General features: G+C 53.4%; 20 protein-coding genes. 5 read left to right on the top strand and 15 right to left on the bottom strand.

All coding sequences use genetic code 11. The annotated features are described in order from the left end of the window. The first annotated feature begins 61 nt into the window (after nt 1–61). A complete protein-coding gene (locus G583_RS15165; protein WP_022870754.1) occupies nt 62–607 on the top strand; it encodes a DUF3043 domain-containing protein in 546 nt (181 codons plus the stop codon). Here G583_RS15165 and G583_RS0108460 read toward each other — a convergent pair. Then, nucleotides 592–1,701, bottom strand: coding sequence for a quinone-dependent dihydroorotate dehydrogenase (locus tag G583_RS0108460; RefSeq protein ID WP_022870753.1), 1,110 nt, complete (start codon nt 1,699–1,701; stop codon nt 592–594). The genes G583_RS15165 and G583_RS0108460 overlap by 16 nt on opposite strands. Nucleotides 1,702–1,778: 77 nt before the next feature. Between G583_RS0108460 and G583_RS0108455 the strand changes: the two genes are divergently transcribed. Next, entirely contained in the window at nt 1,779–2,750 is a 972-nt protein-coding gene (locus G583_RS0108455) for an alpha/beta hydrolase (RefSeq protein ID WP_022870752.1), read from the top strand. Here G583_RS0108455 and G583_RS0108450 read toward each other — a convergent pair. The 10 genes from G583_RS0108450 to hrcA form a co-directional block, all read right to left on the bottom strand. After that, nucleotides 2,737–3,519, bottom strand: coding sequence for an isoprenyl transferase (locus G583_RS0108450; RefSeq protein ID WP_022870751.1), 783 nt, complete (start codon nt 3,517–3,519; stop codon nt 2,737–2,739). The genes G583_RS0108455 and G583_RS0108450 overlap by 14 nt on opposite strands. Before the next feature lie 20 nt (nt 3,520–3,539). Continuing rightward, complete coding sequence (gene recO, locus G583_RS0108445; RefSeq protein WP_022870750.1) at nt 3,540–4,343, bottom strand: DNA repair protein RecO; 804 nt, start codon at nt 4,341–4,343, stop codon at nt 3,540–3,542. Beyond that, nucleotides 4,315–6,069, bottom strand: a complete 1,755-nt coding sequence (leuA, locus tag G583_RS0108440) for a 2-isopropylmalate synthase (RefSeq protein WP_022870749.1) — start codon at nt 6,067–6,069, stop codon at nt 4,315–4,317. Before leuA ends, recO begins: the two co-directional genes overlap by 29 nt. Nucleotides 6,070–6,358: 289 nt before the next feature. Beyond that, complete coding sequence (gene era, locus G583_RS0108435) at nt 6,359–7,309, bottom strand: GTPase Era (RefSeq protein ID WP_022870748.1); 951 nt, start codon at nt 7,307–7,309, stop codon at nt 6,359–6,361. After that, nucleotides 7,306–8,586, bottom strand: a complete 1,281-nt coding sequence (locus G583_RS15160) for a hemolysin family protein (protein WP_022870747.1) — start codon at nt 8,584–8,586, stop codon at nt 7,306–7,308. The genes era and G583_RS15160 overlap by 4 nt, the downstream gene beginning before the upstream one ends. A 5-nt stretch (nt 8,587–8,591) precedes the next feature. Continuing rightward, complete coding sequence (gene ybeY, locus G583_RS0108425; protein ID WP_022870746.1) at nt 8,592–9,068, bottom strand: rRNA maturation RNase YbeY; 477 nt, start codon at nt 9,066–9,068, stop codon at nt 8,592–8,594. Between the two features lie 6 nt (nt 9,069–9,074). Then, entirely contained in the window at nt 9,075–10,052 is a 978-nt protein-coding gene (locus G583_RS15155) for a PhoH family protein (protein WP_245540611.1), read from the bottom strand. A 149-nt stretch (nt 10,053–10,201) separates the two neighbouring features. Next, nucleotides 10,202–10,951 carry a 16S rRNA (uracil(1498)-N(3))-methyltransferase gene (locus tag G583_RS0108415; protein WP_022870744.1) on the bottom strand — a complete coding sequence of 250 codons (750 nt, stop codon included), beginning with the start codon at nt 10,949–10,951 and terminating at the stop codon, nt 10,202–10,204. Further along, nucleotides 10,948–12,087 (bottom strand): molecular chaperone DnaJ, encoded by a 1,140-nt coding sequence (gene dnaJ / locus G583_RS0108410; RefSeq protein WP_022870743.1) that lies wholly within the window; start codon nt 12,085–12,087, stop codon nt 10,948–10,950. Before dnaJ ends, G583_RS0108415 begins: the two co-directional genes overlap by 4 nt. Nucleotides 12,088–12,167: 80 nt before the next feature. Further along, a complete protein-coding gene (gene hrcA, locus G583_RS0108405) occupies nt 12,168–13,181 on the bottom strand; it encodes a heat-inducible transcriptional repressor HrcA (protein ID WP_022870742.1) in 1,014 nt (337 codons plus the stop codon). Nucleotides 13,182–13,339: 158 nt separating this feature from the next. Here hrcA and G583_RS0108400 point away from each other — a divergent pair, with 158 nt between their 5' ends. Together G583_RS0108400 and G583_RS0108395 are read left to right on the top strand one after the other, a co-directional pair. Further along, nucleotides 13,340–14,188, top strand: coding sequence for a DUF3097 family protein (locus G583_RS0108400; RefSeq protein ID WP_022870741.1), 849 nt, complete (start codon nt 13,340–13,342; stop codon nt 14,186–14,188). A gap of 123 nt (nt 14,189–14,311) precedes the next feature. Next, complete coding sequence (locus G583_RS0108395) at nt 14,312–14,701, top strand: DUF4870 domain-containing protein (protein WP_022870740.1); 390 nt, start codon at nt 14,312–14,314, stop codon at nt 14,699–14,701. A 9-nt stretch (nt 14,702–14,710) separates the two neighbouring features. Here the strand turns inward: G583_RS0108395 and hemW are convergent, their stop codons facing one another. Both hemW and lepA read right to left on the bottom strand, forming a co-directional pair. Next, nucleotides 14,711–15,934 (bottom strand): radical SAM family heme chaperone HemW, encoded by a 1,224-nt coding sequence (gene hemW, locus G583_RS0108390; RefSeq protein WP_022870739.1) that lies wholly within the window; start codon nt 15,932–15,934, stop codon nt 14,711–14,713. Nucleotides 15,935–15,973: 39 nt separating this feature from the next. Continuing rightward, nucleotides 15,974–17,812 (bottom strand): translation elongation factor 4, encoded by a 1,839-nt coding sequence (lepA, locus tag G583_RS0108385; protein ID WP_022870738.1) that lies wholly within the window; start codon nt 17,810–17,812, stop codon nt 15,974–15,976. Between the two features lie 338 nt (nt 17,813–18,150). On the opposite strand from lepA, the gene rpsT reads away from it, so the two are divergent. Continuing rightward, nucleotides 18,151–18,417, top strand: a complete 267-nt coding sequence (gene rpsT, locus G583_RS0108380; RefSeq protein WP_022870737.1) for a 30S ribosomal protein S20 — start codon at nt 18,151–18,153, stop codon at nt 18,415–18,417. Between the two features lie 73 nt (nt 18,418–18,490). Here rpsT and holA read toward each other — a convergent pair whose 3' ends face one another. Beyond that, nucleotides 18,491–19,489 carry a DNA polymerase III subunit delta gene (gene holA / locus G583_RS0108375; protein ID WP_022870736.1) on the bottom strand — a complete coding sequence of 333 codons (999 nt, stop codon included), beginning with the start codon at nt 19,487–19,489 and terminating at the stop codon, nt 18,491–18,493. Between the two features lie 10 nt (nt 19,490–19,499). Next, complete coding sequence (locus tag G583_RS15150; RefSeq protein ID WP_169558778.1) at nt 19,500–21,812, bottom strand: ComEC/Rec2 family competence protein; 2,313 nt, start codon at nt 21,810–21,812, stop codon at nt 19,500–19,502. Nucleotides 21,813–21,941 lie beyond the last annotated feature (129 nt).

Here is a 21,941-nt window from a genome sequence, read left to right as displayed (position 1 = left end):
TATTAGAAGTCCTAGAATAGAGGCAACAATCATCCGACCACGTTCTAACAGAAGAGAAGTAATGACCGAAGAAGACCAGGGTATTGGCCGGCAGTCCGAAGGGAAAGGGCGTCCAACCCCAAAACGACGCGACCAGGAAGCCGCGAATCGGCGTCCGCTTATTTCCGATGACCGGAAGGTTGCCAAACAGCAGCATAAACACGCTGTCGCCGAAGAACGCGCCCGGATGCGCCGTGCTCTCGATACAGGGGAAGAAAAGTATCTACCACCACGAGACAAGGGACCCCAACGTCGCTATGTTCGTGATTACGTCGACGCTCGTTGGGGTGTCGGTGAGTGGCTAATTATCGGTGTGCTGGTCTTTTTAGGCTTAAGCTTCGTTCCCGTACCGGAGATGCAGCTCCTTTCGACCATCGGCATGTTGACCTTTGTCTTCTTGGTAATTTTCGAAGGCTTCTGGGTTGGTTTTCAGGTCAAGAAGCGGTTGGAAGCGAAATTTGGTGCGATGGAGCCTGGTACGCGGTGGTATGCCGCCATGCGGGCCACGCAGATGCGTCGCATGCGGCTTCCGAAACCTCAGGTAAAGCGCGGTCAGTTCCCTGAGTAATGCTGTTCGAGGGCGGCGTTGATACGCCCCGCCCACAGCGGTCCCTCATACAGGAAGGCGGTGTAGCCCTGCACCAGGGTTGCACCAGCTTCCAACCGTTCTATAACATCTTCCCCCGTCGTCACACCACCGACCGATATAATGCTGGCCCTGGTGAGATGCTGAGCAAGCAGTTCTAAGACGGCAAGGGATCGATTGGCGACTGGTGCTCCTGAAACACCTCCGGCACCCATCGCATCGATCTCACTTGGGGCTGCGGTTAGTCCCTCTCGAGAAATCGTTGTGTTCGTTGCAATAACAGCATCCAAGCCAAGATCTGTGACCATATCAGCCACCGCAACGACGTCTTCATCAGCAAGATCCGGAGCAATTTTTACTGCTAATGGCACGTGCCGCCCCGTAACGGCATCGGCGGTTTTTGACACCGCAATCAACAACGGTGCAAGTGAATCAATGGCCTGCAATTGTCGAAGGCCCGGCGTATTCGGGCTAGAAACATTGACCACCAGATAGTCGGCGTGATGTGCCAAAAGACGGGTGGAAACCAGGTAGTCCTCGATGGCGTCGTCGAGCTCAACGACCTTGGTCTTTCCAATATTGACGCCCAAAATGGGGCGGTGTTGACCAAATCGTCGTGTCAACGTGTGGCGCGTTTTCGCTAATCGGGGTGCAACGGCTGCGGCACCGTGGTTATTGAAACCCATGCGGTTGATCAGTGCACGATCCTGCGGAATCCGGAATAACCGCGGCTGGGGGTTGCCGGGCTGCGGCTGTCCGGTAATGGTGCCGACCTCGATATGGCCGAACCCTAGGTCTGCTAACGCGCTCGTACCTATACCAGCCTTGTCGAATCCGGCGGCCAAGCCAAACGGTGAAGGGAAGCTGATGCCCATCGCATTGGTTCGAAGCTGCTTGGCCGGTTGAAATGTTGCGCGCAATATTCTCGATGCACCGGTTTTCTCAGCTGTTCGGATAGCTTTAAACCCGATGTCATGGGCCCGTTCGGCGTCCATGTTAGAGAAGACCGCATCAAAAATTCGAGGATACAACAGTGGCGTCTGGCCCGCGAGACGCGCAGCAATTAGGTTGGTCATAGGTGGTAGTCAACCATAATCGTGAGCAGCACTCGCAACTATTCACGCGTTTTGTCACATGATGAGGGGGGTCTAGAATGCATTATGGATTACTCGAAGATACCCCGCCAGACACGTGGGTACCGGATGTGCTACCGGGCTTTTCCCGCAGGACGCTCCCACTAGGCGTAGATTCCGAGGGGCCCGTATCTGCCACTCTGATTCGTTTTGACGTGTCAAAAGGTACGCCGGTGCTCTATATCCACGGGTGGTCAGACTATTTTTATAACACTGAGCTCGCCGATGCTGCTTCAAAACACGGTTATGCATTCTATGCCTTGGACCTGCGCAAATATGGTCGGTCGCTGCGCCCAAAACAGTCTCCAGGATATATCGATGATCTTGCCCAGTACGATGACGAAATTGGGGCAGCTCTGGCACTGATCAAATTGGACCATCCTGGTACCCTCCCGACGATCATCGCTCATTCCACCGGTGGACTTATCGCCGCACTCTGGGCGGAGCACCACCCCGGACAAACCGGAGGCCTTGTGTTAAATGCGCCCTGGTTGGCTTTGCAGGGAAACGCCTGGTTGCGCGGGTTTGCCAATACGGTTGCAGATCCCATCTGGAGATCGGCTCCCGAACGGAAATTGTTGCTTCCGAAGTTTGACTTCTTTTACCGTTCTATTTCGGCCAACGAGCACGGCGAGTGGGTCTTACATCCACTGTGGCGGCCCAGGTACTCCTTCGATATCCAAGGCGGCTGGCTGGCCGCAATTTTGGCGGGGCATAGTCGCGTTCGAAAAGGGTTGGATATTGATGTCCCGGTATTGGTGCTTACCTCCACGCAGTCTCATTTCGGCGCCAAATATTCCACCAAAATGCGGCACGCTGACTCTGTGTTGGACGTTCACGCAACAGCTCATCGGGCGGTGCAATTGGGGAACCGCGTGATGGTCCACAAAATCCGGGACGCTCTCCACGATGTCTATGCGTCTCCACGGCCAATCAGAGACGAGGCTTTTGACGCCACCTTCAGGTGGCTAAACTATTTCAACGGTTCGTAGCCGATTTATCAATCGCTCCACCATATCGGCGGTCCCGCGATGCGTAAATTTCGACGGCGTCCCAAAGAGTCTTCCGATTGACATCCGGCCACAGGACATCTAAGAATACCAACTCAGCATAGGCTGATTGCCACAGTAAGAAATTCGATAACCGTTGTTCACCCGAAGTCCGTAAGAATAGGTCAACGTCTGGGACATCGGGTTGACGCAGATGCTGTGTCACCGTTTTTTCACTGATCGCCTTAGGCTTCATCTTGCCATCCGCTACCTGCTGAGCAATATCTTGTACTGCATCGGCGATTTCGGCGCGACCGCCATAATTCACACACATGACCAGGTTAGTCCGGTCATTATTCTTGGTCAGCCCTTCCGCAGTCTGTAATTCCTTAATGACAGATTTCCACAAACGTGGTGTACGCCCATTCCAGCGGACCCTTACTCCCCAATCATTCAGCGTGTCTCGTTGCCGACGCAAGACATCTCTCGAGAACCCCATAAGGAACGCCACCTCATCGGGTGAGCGTTTCCAATTCTCGGTAGAAAAAGCATAGACGGAAACGTATTTGATGCCCATCTCAACTGCACCGGCCATGACATCGAGCAGTGCTTGTTCTCCAGCACGGTGGCCTTCTGTCCGTGGAAGCCCCCGCTGGTTTGCCCAACGACCATTCCCGTCCATCACAATGCCTACGTGTTGTGGAATGAATTTCTGGTCGATGAGTGGCATGACGAAACCATCCGGATGTGGGGCCGGATTTTCGTATGGCATATATGTGACTCCTGCGGTGTTTAGCCCTGGTCCATCACGGATAGTGACTGCAAATTCTTTTCTAAATGGTACTGCAAATATTCTGCCACGAAGCTGGTTGCCTGCCGGGTATCGGCGAATTGTGCCTGGTCAACCGTCGGCCATTCCCCCACAAGAAGGGCTTGTAAGAGCAACACCACCCCATCGGGAACATAGGTGGTCTGCGGTGGTGCACAGTCATCGCAAACTACACCACCCATAGGCTCCGAAAGCCAATTATGTGTTCCCTCGATACCGCACCGACTACACTCGCTAAATCGTGGTGCCCAACCTGCCACTGTCAATGCTCGTAGCAAATACGAAGTCAAGAGCATCATAGGAGCAGCTGCACGACGAGCAAGTGCGGCAATCGCCCCGTGGAGCAGTCGGTACTGGGTGGCGCCATCTGCGCCATCGTCATCGCGTGTCAATTGTTCTGCAGTTTCGACCATGGCGGACGCAGCACCGAACGTATCGTAATCATTCGTGAGCATCATGCCGTAGGAGTGAATTGTTTCGGTTTGCGCAATGACATCCATGCCGCGTCTGGGAACCAGCTGTAACCGGGTGTGCATAAACGGCTCCAATGTTGAACCGAACTTCGACGTTGTCCGGCGAACACCCTTAGCCACCGCGCGAATTTGACCGTGGTCAGCGGTCAGTACGACAATGATGCGATCTGCTTCGGCTAACTTATACGTGCGCAGAATAATCCCGTGGGTCCGGTAACTTTGGGCAATATAGGTTCCGGAGCCACGGGATCTTTTACGCGGTGTCTTATTCAGTGGCTTTTTCAGACTCTTCATCACGCAGGTACCGATTGACTGCGGACGTGACTGCCTGTAGCGATGCAGTGGAGGTATTGTAATCCAGTCCAACACCCCACAAGATGCGGTCACCAATCGCGGCTTCTACGTAGGCTGCGGCCATGGCTTCGCCACCTTCAGTAAGCGCATGTTCGGCATAGTCCAGAACACGGACGTCAATCCCGGCTTCGTTGTACATTGCCACTAGTGCGGAGATCGGACCATTTCCCGTGGTCGAACGAGTAACAATTTCACCATCGCGGTCCATCTGGACTTCCATGGAAAATTCACCCTGCTCTGTCGTCGAGGATGTCGACGATACCAGGTGATAGCGTCCCCAGCCATCTTCGGGATTTTCGGTAGGCAGGTATTCATCGGAGAAGACTTTCCACAGCGTCTCCGAGGTGATCTCTCCCCCATGGGTGTCCGTGTAGTCTTTTACGACTGCTGAGAATTCGACTTGGGCGCGGCGTGGCAGGTCAATTTTGTGATCCGTTTTCAGCATGTAAGCAACTCCGCCCTTGCCAGACTGGGAGTTCACACGGATGACCGCTTCATAGCTCCGGCCGATGTCTTCGGGATCAACTGGCAGATATGGGACGCCCCAATCGAGGTCCTCGGTGGTGACGCCGGCTTCGGCAGCGCGGTCATTCATATCGTTGAACCCTTTATTGATGGCATCCTGGTGCGAACCAGAGAAGGCGGTGAAGACCAGTTCGCCTGACCATGGTGAACGTTCATGTACTTGCATCTGCGTGGCATATTCGTAGACTTCTTGGATTTTGTCCATATCGGAGAAGTCAATTTCAGGGTCAATACCTTGTGTGTAAAGGTTCATACCCAGCGTGATCAGGTCGACGTTACCGGTACGCTCGCCGTTGCCGAAGAGACAACCTTCGATGCGGTCGGCACCGGCCATATAGCCAAGCTCTGCTGCCGCGACACCGCTTCCTCGGTCATTATGCGGGTGTAGCGACAAAATGATCGAGTCTCGGTTTTCGAGATTGCGGTGCATCCATTCAATCTGGTCGGCATATCGGTTTGGTGTCGACATCTCGACTGTTGCCGGCAGGTTCAGGATCATTTGTCGATCAGTTGAGGCTTCCAACACGTCAGAAACCCGGTTTGAAATTTCCGCGGCGAATTCCAGTTCTGTTCCCGTAAAGGATTCTGGTGAGTACTGATAGACAACATCGGTATCGGTGAGTTGCTCTTCGTACTTTCGGCACAGCATTGCACCGCGGGTAGCGATATCAATGATTCCGGATTGTTCTTCCCGGAAAACGACGCGACGCTGCAAAACTGAGGTCGAGTTATAGAGGTGGACAATGGCCCGCGGAGCACCTTCGAGTGCCTGATAGGTGCGTTCGATGAGGTGTTCACGCGACTGAGTCAATACTTGGATATGTACATCATCTGGAATGTGGTCTTCTTCGATCAGCTGCCGCACGAAGTCGTAGTCGGTCTGTGAGGCTGCGGGGAATCCGACTTCAATCTCCTTGTATCCCATATTGACCAGGAGCTGAAACATTCGTAGTTTGCGCACCGAGTCCATGGGGTTCACAAGTGCTTGGTTCCCGTCGCGCAGATCTACCGCACACCAACGTGGAGCTTGGGTAATGATTTTGTCGGGCCAAGTGCGATCCGGCAGATTTACTTCGATTTGTTCCTCGAATGGCACGTACTTGCTGAAGTTCATACCGGATGGTTGCTGAAATTTGCGCAAAGCTTTTCCTCAATCTTTGACTGCCTGGTCCTGTTGTTGAGTGTAGTGGACCAATGGTGACATACCGGTGTTTTAGAACTCATGTCTCACCGGTGGCAGACCGTGTCGTTGGCTCCGTAACGGGGTCCGGTCCTACCAGGTGGCATTTTCAAAGCATGTGCTTGAGAATGCTAGGCCCCGCTACGGCACGGTAGGAGTAAGCCTGGAAGGGCACCAAGAATTGCACGGTTGTCACCGTGACGTGGGGTGCCCTGAGTGCGATGCATGCACTTAGCCTAACACCGTGAAGTTAGAAACCCAACCGATTCATGTGTTTTGGATTACGCTGCCATTCTTTGGCGACTTTGACGACGAGGTCGAGATGGACCTGGGTCCCGAGCAAGCGTCGAATACTTTTTCGCGACCGCTGGCCAATTGTCCGCAGCTGGCTCCCGCCCTTTCCGATGATGATGCCTTTTTGGCTATCGCGTTCAACATAGATCTCAGCATAAATATCTGTGATGGCCGGTTCGCCAGGTTCAACCTCGCGTTCGGCCATTTCATTGACGACCACGGCCAAAGAGTGTGGCAGCTCGTCAAAGACATCTTCTAATGCTGCTTCCCGGATGAGTTCTGCCACCATGACATCGTCAGGTTCGTCCGTAATCACGCCGTCTGGGTACAACGGTGGCGACTGCGGGAGATATTTGGTCAACACATCCACAACAGTGTCGACTTGCACATCACCCTTTACCGAAACGGGCACAATTTCTGCAAAACCTTCCCCGCCATCTGGCGTGAGTACTTCCTCGCCCAGTTGTTGAACGGCAATGAGTTGATCAGCGAGGACTCCCCTAGTCACGGTATCCACTTTTGTTACGAGTGCAATAACGGGAATTTTATGTAGTTTCGCGAGCTGTTCGGTAATGAATCGATCACCTGGCCCAATTTTTTCATTCGCAGGAATGCACATAGCCACAGCGTCCATCCCAGACAAAGTTTCGGCGACGAGGTCGTTTAGCCGCTCGCCTAATAGCGTGCGCGGACGGTGAAGGCCAGGGGTATCGACCAGTATCAGCTGATGATCATCAGCAGACACGATACCGCGAATCACGCGCCTGGTGGTTTGTGGTTTAGAAGAAGTAATGGCCACTTTGGTGCCAACCATGGCATTTGTCAGTGTCGATTTACCGGCATTTGGCCGGCCGACCAGGCTGACAAACCCAGACCGAAAGTTTTCTGGATATTCGGTTGGGATCATAGTTTGGGCTCCTGCAGGGTTGTTTGGCGTGTAACGCGTATAGTATCGACACGGTTTCGTCGTCCAGTCAGTGTCTCAACGGTCAGCGTGAGGTTCTCGACATCAGTCACTGATCCTTTAATAGGAATCTTACCCAAACTCTTCGCGAGTAAACCGCCTACAGTATCAACGTCCTCATCTTCATCGTCGTCCAATAGCAAGCCGAAAGCTTCCGAGAAATCTGAAACTGACATCGACGCTTTCACCAGGTACTCACCATCGGGTTGCGGGATAACATCGGCGATTTCGGCGTCATCGTACTCATCTGAGATATCGCCCACGAGCTCCTCGATCAGATCTTCCAGGGTCACAAATCCTGCGGTACCACCGTACTCGTCGACAACCACTGCCGCGTGGATGGCCTCACTTTGGAGTTCTTGTAGTAAATCCCAGACCGACTTGGATTCTGGGACGACACGTATCTCCCGTGCAATCAAGTTGACCGCATCACTTGAGCTCAGCTTGTGCATGTGCATGGCCCGGATGATGTCCTTGAGGAATATGATGCCTAGAACGTCATCTGGGCTGTCTCCGATCAGGGGTATCCGGGAATACCCCGACCGTATGAACACATCGGTGGCTTCAGCAAGCGTGGTACCGGAATCTAACCAGACGACGTCGGTGCGGGGCACCATGATGGCACGGACCAGTGTGTCGTCCATGTCAAAAACTGATTGGATCATTTCTGCTTCGTTGTCCTCGAGAACATCGGCCGCCGATGCCCGAGAGACGTATGCGCGAAAATGTCGTTCTTCCAGATCATCGTCATCGTTTTCGTCGTCTTGCTCATTTTCGGTTTCGGCAATAAACAAACCTGGAAGTGGGCCCAACACTGCAGCGAGCGGACGAACTAACCATGCTGTCAGGCGTGCGGATACCTCGTAGTGCTTGGCACCAATTCTGCGCGGGCTTCGCGCCGAGATGGCTAGAGTGAGGACGGCCATGACAGCTATGCCGCCGGCCGCAGCAAGCCATACGTTACTCACGAAATGGTCAATAAACACCGTCATGAGGACAGCGCTGGAAGCGAGGAAGACCGTATTCCAGAAGCGGGTGGCAAGTTGATGTTCTGCCAACCGGTCCATGATGTGCACGACCGGATTGGATGGATGTTGAACTACGATGGCTTCGGCATCACGAAATGAAAGGTAGTCCAGAGCTGTTTCTGCCAACGTCAGAATCCAAGTGAGGCTCAAAGCAACAAGAAATAAAAGTACTAGGACAATGGGCGCGACCATATTGACTACTTCCCAGGGTCGGCTAGTTGTGGAGGCGTATAGCCCAGGAACTGTTCAAGTAGTTGGTCCTGTGTATCGAACATCTTCTGCTTTTCGTCTTCGTCGTGATGATCGAAACCCAACAGGTGTAGTAAGCCGTGGGCGACGAGTAAGGCGATTTCATCGGCCACTGTATGCCCGCCCTGCGAAGCGTGCTCTGCAGCGACGGTGGGGCTGATGACAATGTCGCCCAAGAGGCCCTCTGCGGGAGCTTCGTGAGTGCCCGGACGTAACTCATCCATCGGAAAACTCATCACATCCGTTGGGCCCTCAAGCCCCATCCATTCCTGGTGCAGGAAACTCATTGCCTCGTTATCAACGAAGACAACTGCGACTTCAGATTCGGGATGAATATGGAGTCCTTGAAACAGGTGTTTGCCGAGGCTCACCACTCGCTGAATATCAATGTCGTCGTCTGTTTCATTCAGTACTTCGATTGCCACGTTGACCTATCGGTTTCGGTTTCTCCCTGCCCGCTGCGGACGGGTAGGTTCTGGTTGGTGTCGATCGTATGCATCCACAATTCTGGAGACCAAGTTGTGGCGCACAACGTCGGATGATCTTAGTTTGACGATAGCGATATCGTCGATGCCGTCGAGGTACTCGATCGCTTGGGCGAGTCCAGAATCCGTACCGCGAGGCAGGTCCACTTGGGATGCGTCGCCGGTGATAACCATGTGGGAGTTGAACCCGAGTCGGGTCAGGAACATTTTCATTTGTTCGGCTGAAGTGTTCTGAGCTTCATCAAGAATAATAAACGCATCGTTGAGTGTGCGGCCACGCATATAGGCCAAGGGCGCGACCTCGATGGTTCCGACTTCAATGAGATGCGGGATGGTATCCGGTTCTATCATTTCGTGCAGCGCATCATACAGTGGGCGCAGATACGGGTCGATTTTTTCGCTCAGAGAACCCGGTAGATACCCCAACGACTCCCCTGCTTCAACTGCTGGCCGAGTAAGGATAATGCGGTTCACTTCGCGCGCCTGGAGGGCTTGAATGGCTTTGGCCATGGCCAAATAGGTTTTGCCGGTTCCTGCCGGACCAACACCAAAAACAACCGTATTATTATTGATCGCGTTAACGTAGACCTTCTGATTATCAGTCTTAGGTCGAATCTTCTTGCCCTGCGATGCAACGATCAACTCAGCTGGGCCACTACCCGAAGTATTGTCTTGAAACGCTCGTACGCCTGAGATGCTGGCCTCGATTATTTCTGGGCCAATTGTCGTACCGGCACGCGCGACAGCTCGAAGGTCGTTAATGATCTCGACTGTTTCAGAAACGTCATCTGGGTGGCCTTCGAGTTCCAGCTGTTGATCACGAACTAAGAGTTTCAGACCGGGATAGACCCCTTCGACAACGCGCAGCAACATATCTGAGGGACCGAAGGTTTGCACCATGTCGCTCTGCGAGTTGAAAGTGATGACTTGCCGACTCTTACGGTTAGCTTCGCTGCGTTCTGTCAGGTTGACTCCATTACTACGTTAGTTCCTTAGGACTCAGTCTAGTGCCTGGCGATCAAACAGGTCCACGGTTCTCCACTCACACCGGTGAATTCCCACATCTTGCCTGATTACCACCGGTTGAAGAGCTGATTGAGTATCGCTACAGCGACAGGTCCTGCCGTGGATGCTCGCATCACATTGGAACCAATTCTGACTGCGGAGCCGCCAGCAGCGATCACGGCGTCGAGCTCTTCTGGCGAAACACCGCCCTCAGGGCCCACTACAAGGTGAAGCGTTTTAACATCTGGTAGTGATTCCACGACGTGAGCCAGATTTTCGTCGCCATCCTCGTGCAGCACAATCACATAGTTACGATCCTGCGGCGAGTGGAGAGCGGCGATGTCTTCAGCAACGACCGGTTCTCCCAACGTTGGGATGTAGGGGCGACGTGCCTGTTGTGCGGCAGCTTTGAGTTTAGCTTCCCACTTAGCCAAAGTTTTCTGCAGCCGCTCGGGGCGGAACCGCACAATGGAACGCCGGGCTTGCCACGGGATAACGCTGTCAACACCGATTTCAGTCGCCATTTCTGCGGCTAATAAATCACGATCGCCTTTGGCTAGGGCTTGCACGAGATTTACCTGTATCTTGTGTGACTGCGCCACTGTGACCGTTTGAATTCGTATGGTGGCGTGCTGGGGATTTGCGTCTTCCAGCACTCCCTCAGCCAGGGTACCCAACCCGTCGGAGATCAGTACCTGATCCCCGACGTCCAGGCGCTGGGAACGAACCGCGTGCCCCGAAGCAGCAGGGTCCAAGGCCACCGCTTGTTGGGCGGTCGCACCCGTCACTTCGGGACTATAGAACAGTGGATGTGTCACGATTCATCGTGCGAAAACATGTTGTCGAATCCGGTTTTTAGGCGTGAGAAAAAACCTCGGGATTCGATCTCGCCGTTGGCTACGTCTTCTGCACGAAGTTCGGCAAGCTGAGCCATGAGTTCACGTTGTTCATCATCGAGTTTGGTTGGAGTGGTGACGTTCAGCATGATCTTCATGTCGCCACGCCCGGTGCCCTGGAGACGATGTGCCCCCAAGCCCTTCATGGTGATCACATGGCCAGACTGAGTGCCGGGTTCAACGGTGAATGTTTCCTCGCCGTCAAAGGTCTCAACTTTAATCTTCGTGCCCAGTGACGCAGCAGTCATGGGGACGGCCATTGTGGCATGGAGATTATCGCCTTCACGGGTGAAGACATCATGGTCGCGAACTCGGATTTCTAGATATAGGTCGCCGTTTGGTCCACCTGCGACACCTGCTTCGCCTCGACCGGCAAGTTGAATGCGCGTACCGTCACGAACACCCGCTGGGATTTTGACGGTGAAGGAAACCCGCTCACGAACACGGCCCTGACCGGAACATTTGCCACAAGGATCGGTAATGACATCACCGAAGCCACGGCATGTTGGGCACGCCTCAGTCGTCATCATACGGCCCAGGATGGAGTCAACCGGACGCGAAATTTGTCCTGCACCACGACATGTCGTGCACGTCTCTGGGTGCGTTCCCGGTTCCATGGCCGCACCGTCACAGCGATCACAACGAACAGCAGTCTCGACATCGATCGTTTGCTCGGTTCCGAACACTGCGTCCTCGAGATCAATGTGCGTAGCGATCAGCGCGTCCTGGCCACGTCGGGCGCGGGACATGGGACCGCCTCCGCCACCTCCGCCGAAGAACGTCTCGAAAATGTCGGAGAACCCGCCAAAGCCACCGCCGGCGCCCCCGAACCCGGCACGTCGTCCATCTTCGTGACCGGTTGCATCATAATTACGACGCTTCTCAGCATTTGAGAGAACTTCGTATGCATGGGTGACCGTTTTGAACTCTTCGGCCGCTTCGTCAGTAGGATTGTGATCCGGGTGAAGTTCACGGGCCTTTTTACGGTAGGCCTTTTTGACCTCTTGTGCTGTGGCGTCACGTTCGACACCCAGGATCTGATAGTAATCTTGTGCCACTTGTTGGTCGTATTCCTTTCAGTTCAAGCATCCGGCGCTTGAAACCGTGTTGTGGTCAAAGTCCATTATCTTGGCTAAGGCTAGCTCGTCAAAATCCTCGACAGATAACGAGCGATGGCGCGTACCGCAGACATGGTCGAGGGATAGTCCATCCGTGTGGGACCTACAACACCAATTTTTGCGGCGGCGCCAGGCCCATAGCCAGCAGCTACCACTGAGGCATCCCCCAGTGAACCGAAGTTTTCATCCCCGATGCGTACTGATAATCCGTGCGCGTCTTGCTCCATTTCAGTGAGTAATTTTAGTAGCACGACTTGTTCTTCTAAAGCCTCAAGTATCGGTCCTATTGAATGACTAAAATCCTGCGGGGAGCGCGCCAAATTTGCTGTTCCGGCTAACAAAATACGATCCTGGTGTCCCGCATCCGCCAACAGATGCAAGGCGTCACTTAGCGACTTTGCCAAAGCTTGATACTCGTGAGGAATAACCGATTGCATCTCTGCAAATGCCTGCTGCAAGCTGTATGGACTCACGTTATCCAAGTACTGCATGAAGAGTTGTGCCAGTACATCGAGAGAGGGCTGTTTAACTGGCTCATTTATATGTACGACACGTTGGTCCACACGGCCGGTAGAAAGAATCAGCACCACGAGGAGCCGATGTTCAGACAACACGACAAATTCGACGCGGCGTATCACCGAAGAGTCCAGTTGGGGATACTGAATCACGGCAACCTGACGGGTCAGCTGCGATAAGACTTGAACGGTGGAGCCCATGATGTCGTCCATGTCATCAGAGTTATCCAACAGGGTTTGCACGGCCCGTCGCTCTGCCGTTGATAATGGGCGGACCTCAGAGATTCGGTCTACGAAATAACGATAGCCCTTATCGGTGGGGATTCGCCCAGAGGACGTATGCGGGGCAGCGATAAGCCCGTCGTCTTCGAGGTCTGACATGTCATTGCGCACCGTTGCTGACGAGACGCCGAGGTTATGACGCTCGACGAGCGCTTTTGAACCTACGGGTTCCCGAGAAGCAACATAGTCCTCGACTATGGCTTGCAATACTTTCATCCGACGTGGTTGATCAGTCATCTACCCTCCCCACAAAAAATTAGCACTGTCACCAGCTTAGTGCTAATCGTAGCTGGTCAGGCTTTATTGATACAGAATTAGCAGCGGGTTCTTCGCTGACGACTGATCCACCTTTGGTAGCCTCTGATGAGACCGCACCAGGAAGGCATGAGAAGAAGATGAATTGGGATCAGTGGGGACCGGGGAACGTCACGGGACCAAAGCCAAGTACACGGCCGGAGAAAGTTCCCGCGAGTAGAGGCCTAGTTATTGAAGACGCTGCTTCAGGTTTTACCGGCGCCGTGACCCGCATCGAAAAATCTGGCGGCATACACCTGGTGGTCCTCGAGGGCCGCAACGGTGCTACGCGATCCTTCCCCTTGGGGTTGGGCTTCATGGTTGACGGGCGAGCTATTGAACTTTTACCCCCGCAACGCCAGCAAAAACCTACTCAACAACGTACGGCTTCTGGATCCCGCACGGTCAGTGCTCAACCGGCACAGGTCGCGAAAGCTTCCCGCATTTGGGTAGAAGGCATACACGATGCCGAGCTTGTCGAGAAAATCTGGGGAGATGATCTGAGAGTCGAAGGCATCGTTGTCGAGCCTTTGCACGGTATTGATGATCTTGCTGGTGCCGTCTCGGCCTTTAAGCCGCAGAAAAGCCGACGACTTGCCATACTATTGGATCATCTCGTGTCAGGTTCCAAAGAAGAACGCATAGCCACTGACGCAATGAAGGTGCCAGGCGCCCAAGACAATGTCTTGATTGTCGGCCACCCATACGTGGACATCTGGCAAGCCATTAAACCCGAGGTTATCGGCATTAAAGCCTGGCCGCAGATCCCACGTTCTGAAGACTGGAAGACCGGAATGCTGGCTCGGCTCGGGCTGCCAAATCAGAGTGCCAAAGATATCGGTTTGGGGTGGAAAAAACTTCTGTCACGAGTGAATAATTTCTCCGACCTTGAGGCAGCACTCTTGGGACGCGTCGAGCACATGATCGACTTCGTGACTGTACACGATTAGCGGAATTTCTACCGAACCACGCTGATCTACCGTCTTTAGCAGCAGAACGGGTCTACACTGTTAACGTATTGTCTGTCTCAGCAAAATTTCATGTGGCTGAATCGACTGTAAAGGGAGCATAACGTGGCACAAACCCCTGGCGCCTCAGGACAAGGCAGCGAAACCATCTCGCGCAGGCCGCTGACGCCATCGGAGGACCGACAGTGGGCTACTGTTGCTCATTTCGGTGCATTTTTGGGCTTCGTCCCGTCGCTCGTCGTGTTCATTGTGTTTCGGTCACGGGGACCGTTTTCTGAGCAAGAATCTAAAGAGGCGCTGAACTTCACCTTGCCGTTAACCGTGGTGGGCGTGGCCATGAACATTTTGGCGTTCTTGCCGATTATGGGCGCGATCTTCGGTGTTGTGGCAGTCTTGCTATGGGTCTTCATGACCATCTCTGGTGTTATCGCAGGCATCGAGGTCAATAAAGGTCGACCATACCGGTACCCCTTTAACTTACGTATCATTCGCTAGCGCTGCTGTTTAGAAGCCGGCGAGTCTGCGAGTAATGGCATCGTCTAAAAGGCGACCTTTTAGTGTCGGCACGATCTTGCCGTTCTCTAAAGCTGACGATTCAATCAGTTCCTGAGCACCTAAGACTTTGGCTTCGCGTTGCACCAGCGCTGCAGCCTCTTTATTTTGGGCCGCTAGTTCCTCGATATCAAGACCTTCTGCTAGCCGTACCCCGAGCATGATTTTCTCGAGCAATCTTGCATCGCTGTCTGGAATCTCATGGCCGATGGCGGGTGACTTATTCGCCAGTACACGAGACGCATAGGCGGCCGGATGTTTGGCGTTCCACCATCGTAAACCCGCCATATGAGAATGAGCTCCTGGCCCAATCCCCCACCAGTCCTGGTCACGCCAGTAAGCAAGATTATGTTGGGATTGGTGAATGCCCTCGTCGTGAGGGTCGTAAGCCCAATTTGAGATTTCATACCATCGATAACCGGCGGCCGCAAGGCGCCTCTCCGTTAAGAGGTACTTGTCAGCTTGATCATCCGGGTCGGTATTTGGATAGACACCGCGTCGAATTTGAGCGGCGAGTTTTGTGCCGTCTTCGACAATCAGCCCGTAAGCCGAGACGTGATCTGGTTCCAACGTTAAGACGGCATCCAGCGATCGCTTCCAGTCCGCTATAGATTCCCCTGGCGTGCCAAAAATGAGGTCTAAGGACATTTCGAGGCCGGAGTCACGGATCCACCCGGCGGCTATCTCTACATTGTCTGGGTTGTGTGTCCGTTCCAACACTTGCAGTACATGACTGACGGAGGACTGCATCCCCATGGATATGCGGTTAAATCCACCATCTGCCAGTCTCTGCACGGCATCCAGACTCAGCGAATCTGGGTTCGCTTCGGTCGTAATTTCTGCGGCATCTTCGATCCCAAACAACTGCTCGGCGCGTTGCAGGATGCGAGTCAGATCAGTGGCCTGCAGGAGAGTCGGCGTACCACCGCCAAAAAATACCGAATGCAACGGCTTTGCCGCAACGCCTGATTTCTCCATCGCGTCAGCCGCGAATTCGAGTTCCTTGATGGCAGAGTCAGCATAACTTTCATGTGATGCTCCAGGACCAAGGTCTGGGGAGATATAGGTGTTGAAGTCACAGTACCCGCAGCGGCTGCTGCAAAATGGCACGTGCACATACAGGGAAAATGTCCGATCACTGCCGTTTACCGCAGCCGCAACAAAATCGGGGAGCATGCCCGTGCTGGGTGGCGAATCAGTTGTATTCAAGATCGTTTAAGTATCCGTATCGGTCGACAGAGCTGCAATAAAGGCCTCTTGCGGAACTTCAACGGTACCCACCATCTTCATCCGCTTTTTGCCTTCCTTCTGCTTCTCAAGCAACTTGCGCTTACGAGAAATGTCGCCACCGTAACACTTCGAAAGCACATCTTTACGAATCGCCCGAATGTTCTCTCTAGCGATGATCCGAGAGCCAATGGCCGCCTGGATGGGAACCTCAAATTGCTGGCGTGGGATCAGTTCCTTCAGTTTCGAAGTCATTTTTACACCATAACTATATGCGTGGTCACGGTGTGTAATGGCGGAGAATGCATCTACTGCGTCACCCTGAAGCAGGATGTCGACTTTGACCAGGTCAGCAATTTGTGAGCCGTCACGATGCCAGTTCAGTGACGCATAGCCCTTAGTACGGGATTTCAAGAGATCAAAGTAGTCAAATACGATCTCTGCCAGAGGGATCCAGTAGCGAATTTCGACGCGCTCTTCCGACAAGTAATCCATACCGCTGAGTTGGCCGCGTTTATTCTGCGACAACTCCATTACCGAACCGATGAATTCTGACGGCACAATCACTGTTGCCATCGCCATAGGCTCGTCTACTTCGGTGATTTTTCCTTCTGGAAACTCTGAGGGATTCGTGACACGAACGACGGTCCCGTCTTCAGTCGTGACGTTATAAATGACGTTCGGTGCAGTGGAAATCAGGTCCAGATTATATTCGCGCTCAAGCCGCTCACGGACGATTTCGAGGTGCAATAGGCCCAAGAATCCGACACGGAATCCGAAGCCAAGTGCCACCGACGTCTCAGGTTCATACGAGAGGGCAGCATCGTTGAGCTGCAATTTCTCGAGCGCTTCACGAAGTGCAGGATAATCCGAACCATCGATTGGATACAGGCCGGAGAAAACCATGGGCTGAGGTTCTCGGTAACCGCCGATTGGTGCTTCCGCGGGCTGCTTCTTTGACGTGACGGTATCACCGACCTTGGACTCGGCAACGTCTTTGACACCGGTGATCAGATACCCAACTTCGCCCACGCCGAGGCCCTTGCTTGGGATAGCATCCGGCGAATAGATTCCGGACTCCTGCAGCTCATATGTCGACCCGGTAGCCATCATTTGAATACCCTGTCGTGGCTCGAGTTTGCCGTCAACCATACGAACATACGTAATTACACCGCGGTAGGTGTCGTAGATCGAGTCAAAAATCATAGCGCGGGCAGGGGCCTCTGCGTCACCCGATGGTGCTGGCACGTCTCGCACGACACGGTCCAACAGCTCTTCGACGCCTTCTCCAGTCTTGCCTGAAACTTTGAGCACGTCATCGGGATCGATGCCGATCAGATTGGAAATTTCCAGTGCGTAGCGCTCTGGTTCGGCTGCTGGAAGATCGATCTTGTTCAAGACTGGAATAATTTCCAGATCGTGCTCCATGGCCATGTACAGGTTCGCCAGTGTTTGCGCTTCGATCCCTTGGGCTGCGTCTACCAGGAGGATGGCGCCTTCACAGGCCGCCAACGAACGCGAAACCTCATAGGCAAAGTCCACGTGGCCAGGAGTGTCGATCATGTTGAGAATGTAGTCCTCGTTGCCGACCTGCCATGGCATACGCACAGCTTGGGATTTGATGGTGATCCCGCGCTCTCGCTCAATATCCATGTTGTCCAGGAATTGATTTTGCATCTCACGAGGTGTGACGACCTTGGTGCTTTGTAGCATCCGGTCAGCAAGCGTCGACTTGCCGTGATCGATATGCGCGACAATACAAAAGTTCCGAATCACAGATGAATGAGTAGAACCTGGCTGAGGCGGATTGGACGCCACTGGCGACACGTGCACCATCCTTAGATATCTTCATAGACTTGTAAGATCATGAAAGCTCTGCCATTGCAGCAGCTTTTGTCGTTGCTCTATTCTTTCACGTTTCACAACGTGGGGCGACTACATATCGCGTCAATACGTGAGATTCCGAACTTCCCGGTCAAACAACACTCGCGCTTGTTTGCGGATTCGCCGATCGCCCCAGGGTTTGATAGACTTGACGGCTGTGTGTCCGCGCAGGTCGACGGGCACTCTTGACCAGGCTTACCTAGGTACCCCCACACCGCTCAGTCGCTTGGGCAAGAATACCCCTCACCGACCCATAATTTTTAGAATGATAGGACCATACATTGGCTAATCTAAAATCTTCGAAGAAGCGCGCAATCACGAACGAGAAACGTCGTGAACGCAACACCGCAATTAAGTCTGAAGTCAAGACTGTAATTCGCAAAGTAAATAAAGCGGTTAGCGCTGGCGATAAAGAAGCTGCGGTGAAGGCTCTTTCAATTGCTGACCGTAAGCTCGACAAAGCCGTCAGCAAGGGCGCTATCCACCGTAACCAGGCTGCTAACCGCAAATCCGGTATTGCAGCTCGCGTAAACGCAATGGATGCCTAAGTTCTAACGGAACTTTGATACCTGTTTGAGGCCACTACGGTTCACGTAGTGGCCTCAAACATTTAAGCAATAATCAATGGCGCCCAGCCATACCAGCTACTTTCGTCACCATCCGTTCAACAGCAAAGGCAGCGTCACGCGCCTGGCCTTTGGCTTCGGCATCTGCTCGTGCAATGAGTTCAATAGCGCCGGCAATATTTACGGGTGTCCAGTTCCGGGCAGTAGCCATGATGCGCTGGGCCTGCCAGGGAGCCATGCCTAAAGCAGAGGCAAGTTGTCCCTGTGACAGTTTCGCGTCCACCACTCGTGCAACCTGCCGAGCTTTCATCGCAAATGATGCCGTGATTGCCACAGGTTGCACTCCGGTCGCTAACGCATGGCGCAATAAGGCGGTGGCAGGGCCAAGCTGACCGTCCAATGCGCTATCGGCCACTTTGAACGCGGTGGCTTGAACTCGGCCTCCATAGTACTGTTCAACCGTGTCTTCGGTAATGGTCCCTTGCGTATCTGAGATGAGCTGATGGGCAGCAGCCGCAAGTTCACCGAGATTCTGTCCAATTGCATCAGCCAATGCCCGGAGAGCATCGGTATCGATTCTGCGACGTGCCTCGCGGAATTCTGCTTGCAGAAATTCGATCCGGTCCCGGTCCGATTTTATGGGTTTTGCCTCAATGTGTTGGCCGGCTTTCTTGAGCGCATCTAAGAGTCGTTTGCCGCGATTGCCTCCACCGTGCAAACCTAGAAAGGTCACATCTGGGTTTTCGTGTTGAATGTATTCCAGACCGTCCACCACAAACGCGTCGGTCATCTTATGCATGTCGTCGAAGACCAGCAGTTTCTTCTCGCCAAATAGCGAGGGACTGGCCAAGACCTGTAGCTCACCCGCTTGGTATTCTGCTGCGGAGAGATGATGAATTTCGGTGTCAGGTTCGGCCTTTTTGAGCTGGGCTTTGACCGAGTCCGTCACCCTGGTGTGGATATATTCTTCACCGCCTTGGACCAAGATCAATGGTGAAACGGTTACATCGCGCCAGGATGCTCCAGAATTTTTCGAGCGACGAGGGGAAGCCATGCAATCGAGTCTAACGGTCCAGTGCCAAGTAGGTTTGATTCTGTTCGAACGTCACTGAAAATGTGCTGTCCATGTCGGTTCGGCGAATTTCTACGTTCGGTCCCAATGCAGACAAAATGTCATCATGGGGATGGCCGTAACTATTCTCTGCACCAACACCAATCAGTGCCATCTTTGGAGCGGTATGTTCTATCAGCTCTATACCACCATTTTGTGCACCGTGATGAGAAAGTTTCAAAATATCGATATCGTCGGGCACCAGGTCCTGCGCTATTAGACGAGCTGCCGCGTCTTCCTCCAGATCACCTGTGAAAAGCGCTTTGACGACTCCTCCATATCGATAGATTTCCACGAGAAGAACCATCGAAGCATTATTCTCCTGAGCTGATTGTGAGTCAGCCGCTAAAACCGTCCAACGAACCTGTACGGGATGCTCGCCTTGGCCAACCGCATCGTCGATGACTTGGACAACCGGTTCCGTAATCTGTTGCGCGTCATCAGTTAGGCCAACGGCAGCAGCCTCGTATGTAGGATCAGTCCCCGTGGAATACACCACTTGATTTGGCTGTATCTTTGCTTTGACACCTGCTAGACCTCCGACGTGGTCTGCATGGAGGTGGGTAACCGCCAGAACATCTACCGATTCGACGTTCGCTTCGGCAAGACAGCGCTGTGCCAACGCTTCGTCTGGACCCGTGTCGATAACCATTGCCGATGTAGCACCTGTTCGAACCAGGAACATATCTCCTTGACCCACATCGCACCCAACAATATCCCAGTTATCATCGACTCCCCCACTGTTAACAGGCCAGAACACCGCTACATGTGCTACGACAGCAATCACAAGGACCGTGGACTGTGCGAAACTCATCGCACCACGGTGTTGGCGGTAGAGCGCATAGAGTGCGCGTTGCCAGGCGGGCGCACGGTCATCGAGTTTAACCGGAGGTTTTGGCCGACGTTGCGAACGTAAGAGTCGCACGATGAAAATGGCGCAAGCCGCCCAGTGCAAGATGATGAGGGCAACGCCGGCTATACCTTCCGGCCAGGGCAATTTCGATCCGGGTAGATCTGTCACAGTCATTGCAACCCACCCGATGCCGGAAGCGGGGAACGCCACAAGATACAACATGACTTGAGAAGCCTGCGGCAGCACGATTGCGATTCCAGCTGCAAGTGTTCCGGGCACCGTAATCAGTGGCAACAACGGCGTGGCGAGCAGATTCGCCAGCAAAGAATAGGCGCTGACGTAATCAATAAAAGTTAGCAATATAGGTTGGCACGCGAGTTGGGCTGTCGTCGATATTGCTAACGACGAGCTGAGCATCGACGCCCAGAAATCCGGTAGTGCCTTATTTAGGTAACCATATAACCACCGCTCGACTGGCTGTGCGCCCAACACAATTCCAGCAGTAGCCGCGACGGATAGTTGAAAGCCCACGTCATGTACTAGCTGTGGTGAGATCGTGAGGATCAGCATAGTTGAGAGGGCAAGAATAGGTAGCGCTTGCGCACCTCGTCCGAAAAATAATGCCCAGGCGCCGATTGCACCCATAGTTGCAGCTCGAATAATTGAGGGTTGCATTCCAACGATCTGGACAAATAACAGTAGCGTGCAAAAGAAGGCGATGATCACGATTGGGCGTGGTAAGCGCAAACTGCGAAATAGTAGGGTTGCTGCGGCAGCGATCAGTGATGTGTGGGCTCCTGATACGGCCGAAAGATGGCTGAGTCCCGATATTTTCATGGCTTCATCTAGAGATTCAGACTGTTGCGAGCGGTCCCCTAGGATCAGTCCCGGCAAGAGCTCTGGGGCATACCCCCATGTTTCATCAGCTTGATTTCGCAAGCTCGTTCGCATTTGGTCCCGCCCCGTCGGAATCTGGGTGCTATCGGGTTCCAAACATGTGCCTGGACTGGCTTCAGTAATTGAGCTCACAAAGACGCTAGATTCGTTATCCGAGACCCGCCCCATAAAACACACTGCGTCTTCCGCGCTGAGTTCAGCCCAAGTCTCATCGCCGGAAACGACTATCTTCGCCGGATGGTCTGTAGCCAGGAAGTCTTTTCCGAAGTGCTCAACATTGGCCGTTACGAACCAGTTGGTGCCAAATGGGCCCTGACGTTCAACGGGATCTGTGCTGAGTTTTGCGGATATTTTGGCCGTCCCTAGATCTTCAACGAATTGCAACCACCCAGAATCTTCTGCAGCGATGCGCTGCTGTTGCACCAGAAAAGCGGCAGGGGTTGCCATCCAGCAGGCGATCGCGAAAATGAGCGCGAAGTTCACCAGGCGCCGCTTTTTGGAAAATCTGAAAAACAACAATGCCAGCGTCGTTATCGCACCCATCAACACTAAAATGGCCGGAACCCAGTGCACCCAAAACATTGGAAGTTCGGGTATATAAAAGCAAATGCAAAAGGTCAAGATCGCAGCTGGAATGAGTCTGAT

It is taken from the genome of Yaniella halotolerans DSM 15476, from assembly GCF_000420805.1.
GTDB classification, from domain to species: domain Bacteria; phylum Actinomycetota; class Actinomycetes; order Actinomycetales; family Micrococcaceae; genus Yaniella; species Yaniella halotolerans.
The sequence above is the reverse complement of the archived record's forward strand: the minus strand, read 5'-3'. Positions and strand labels throughout refer to the sequence as shown.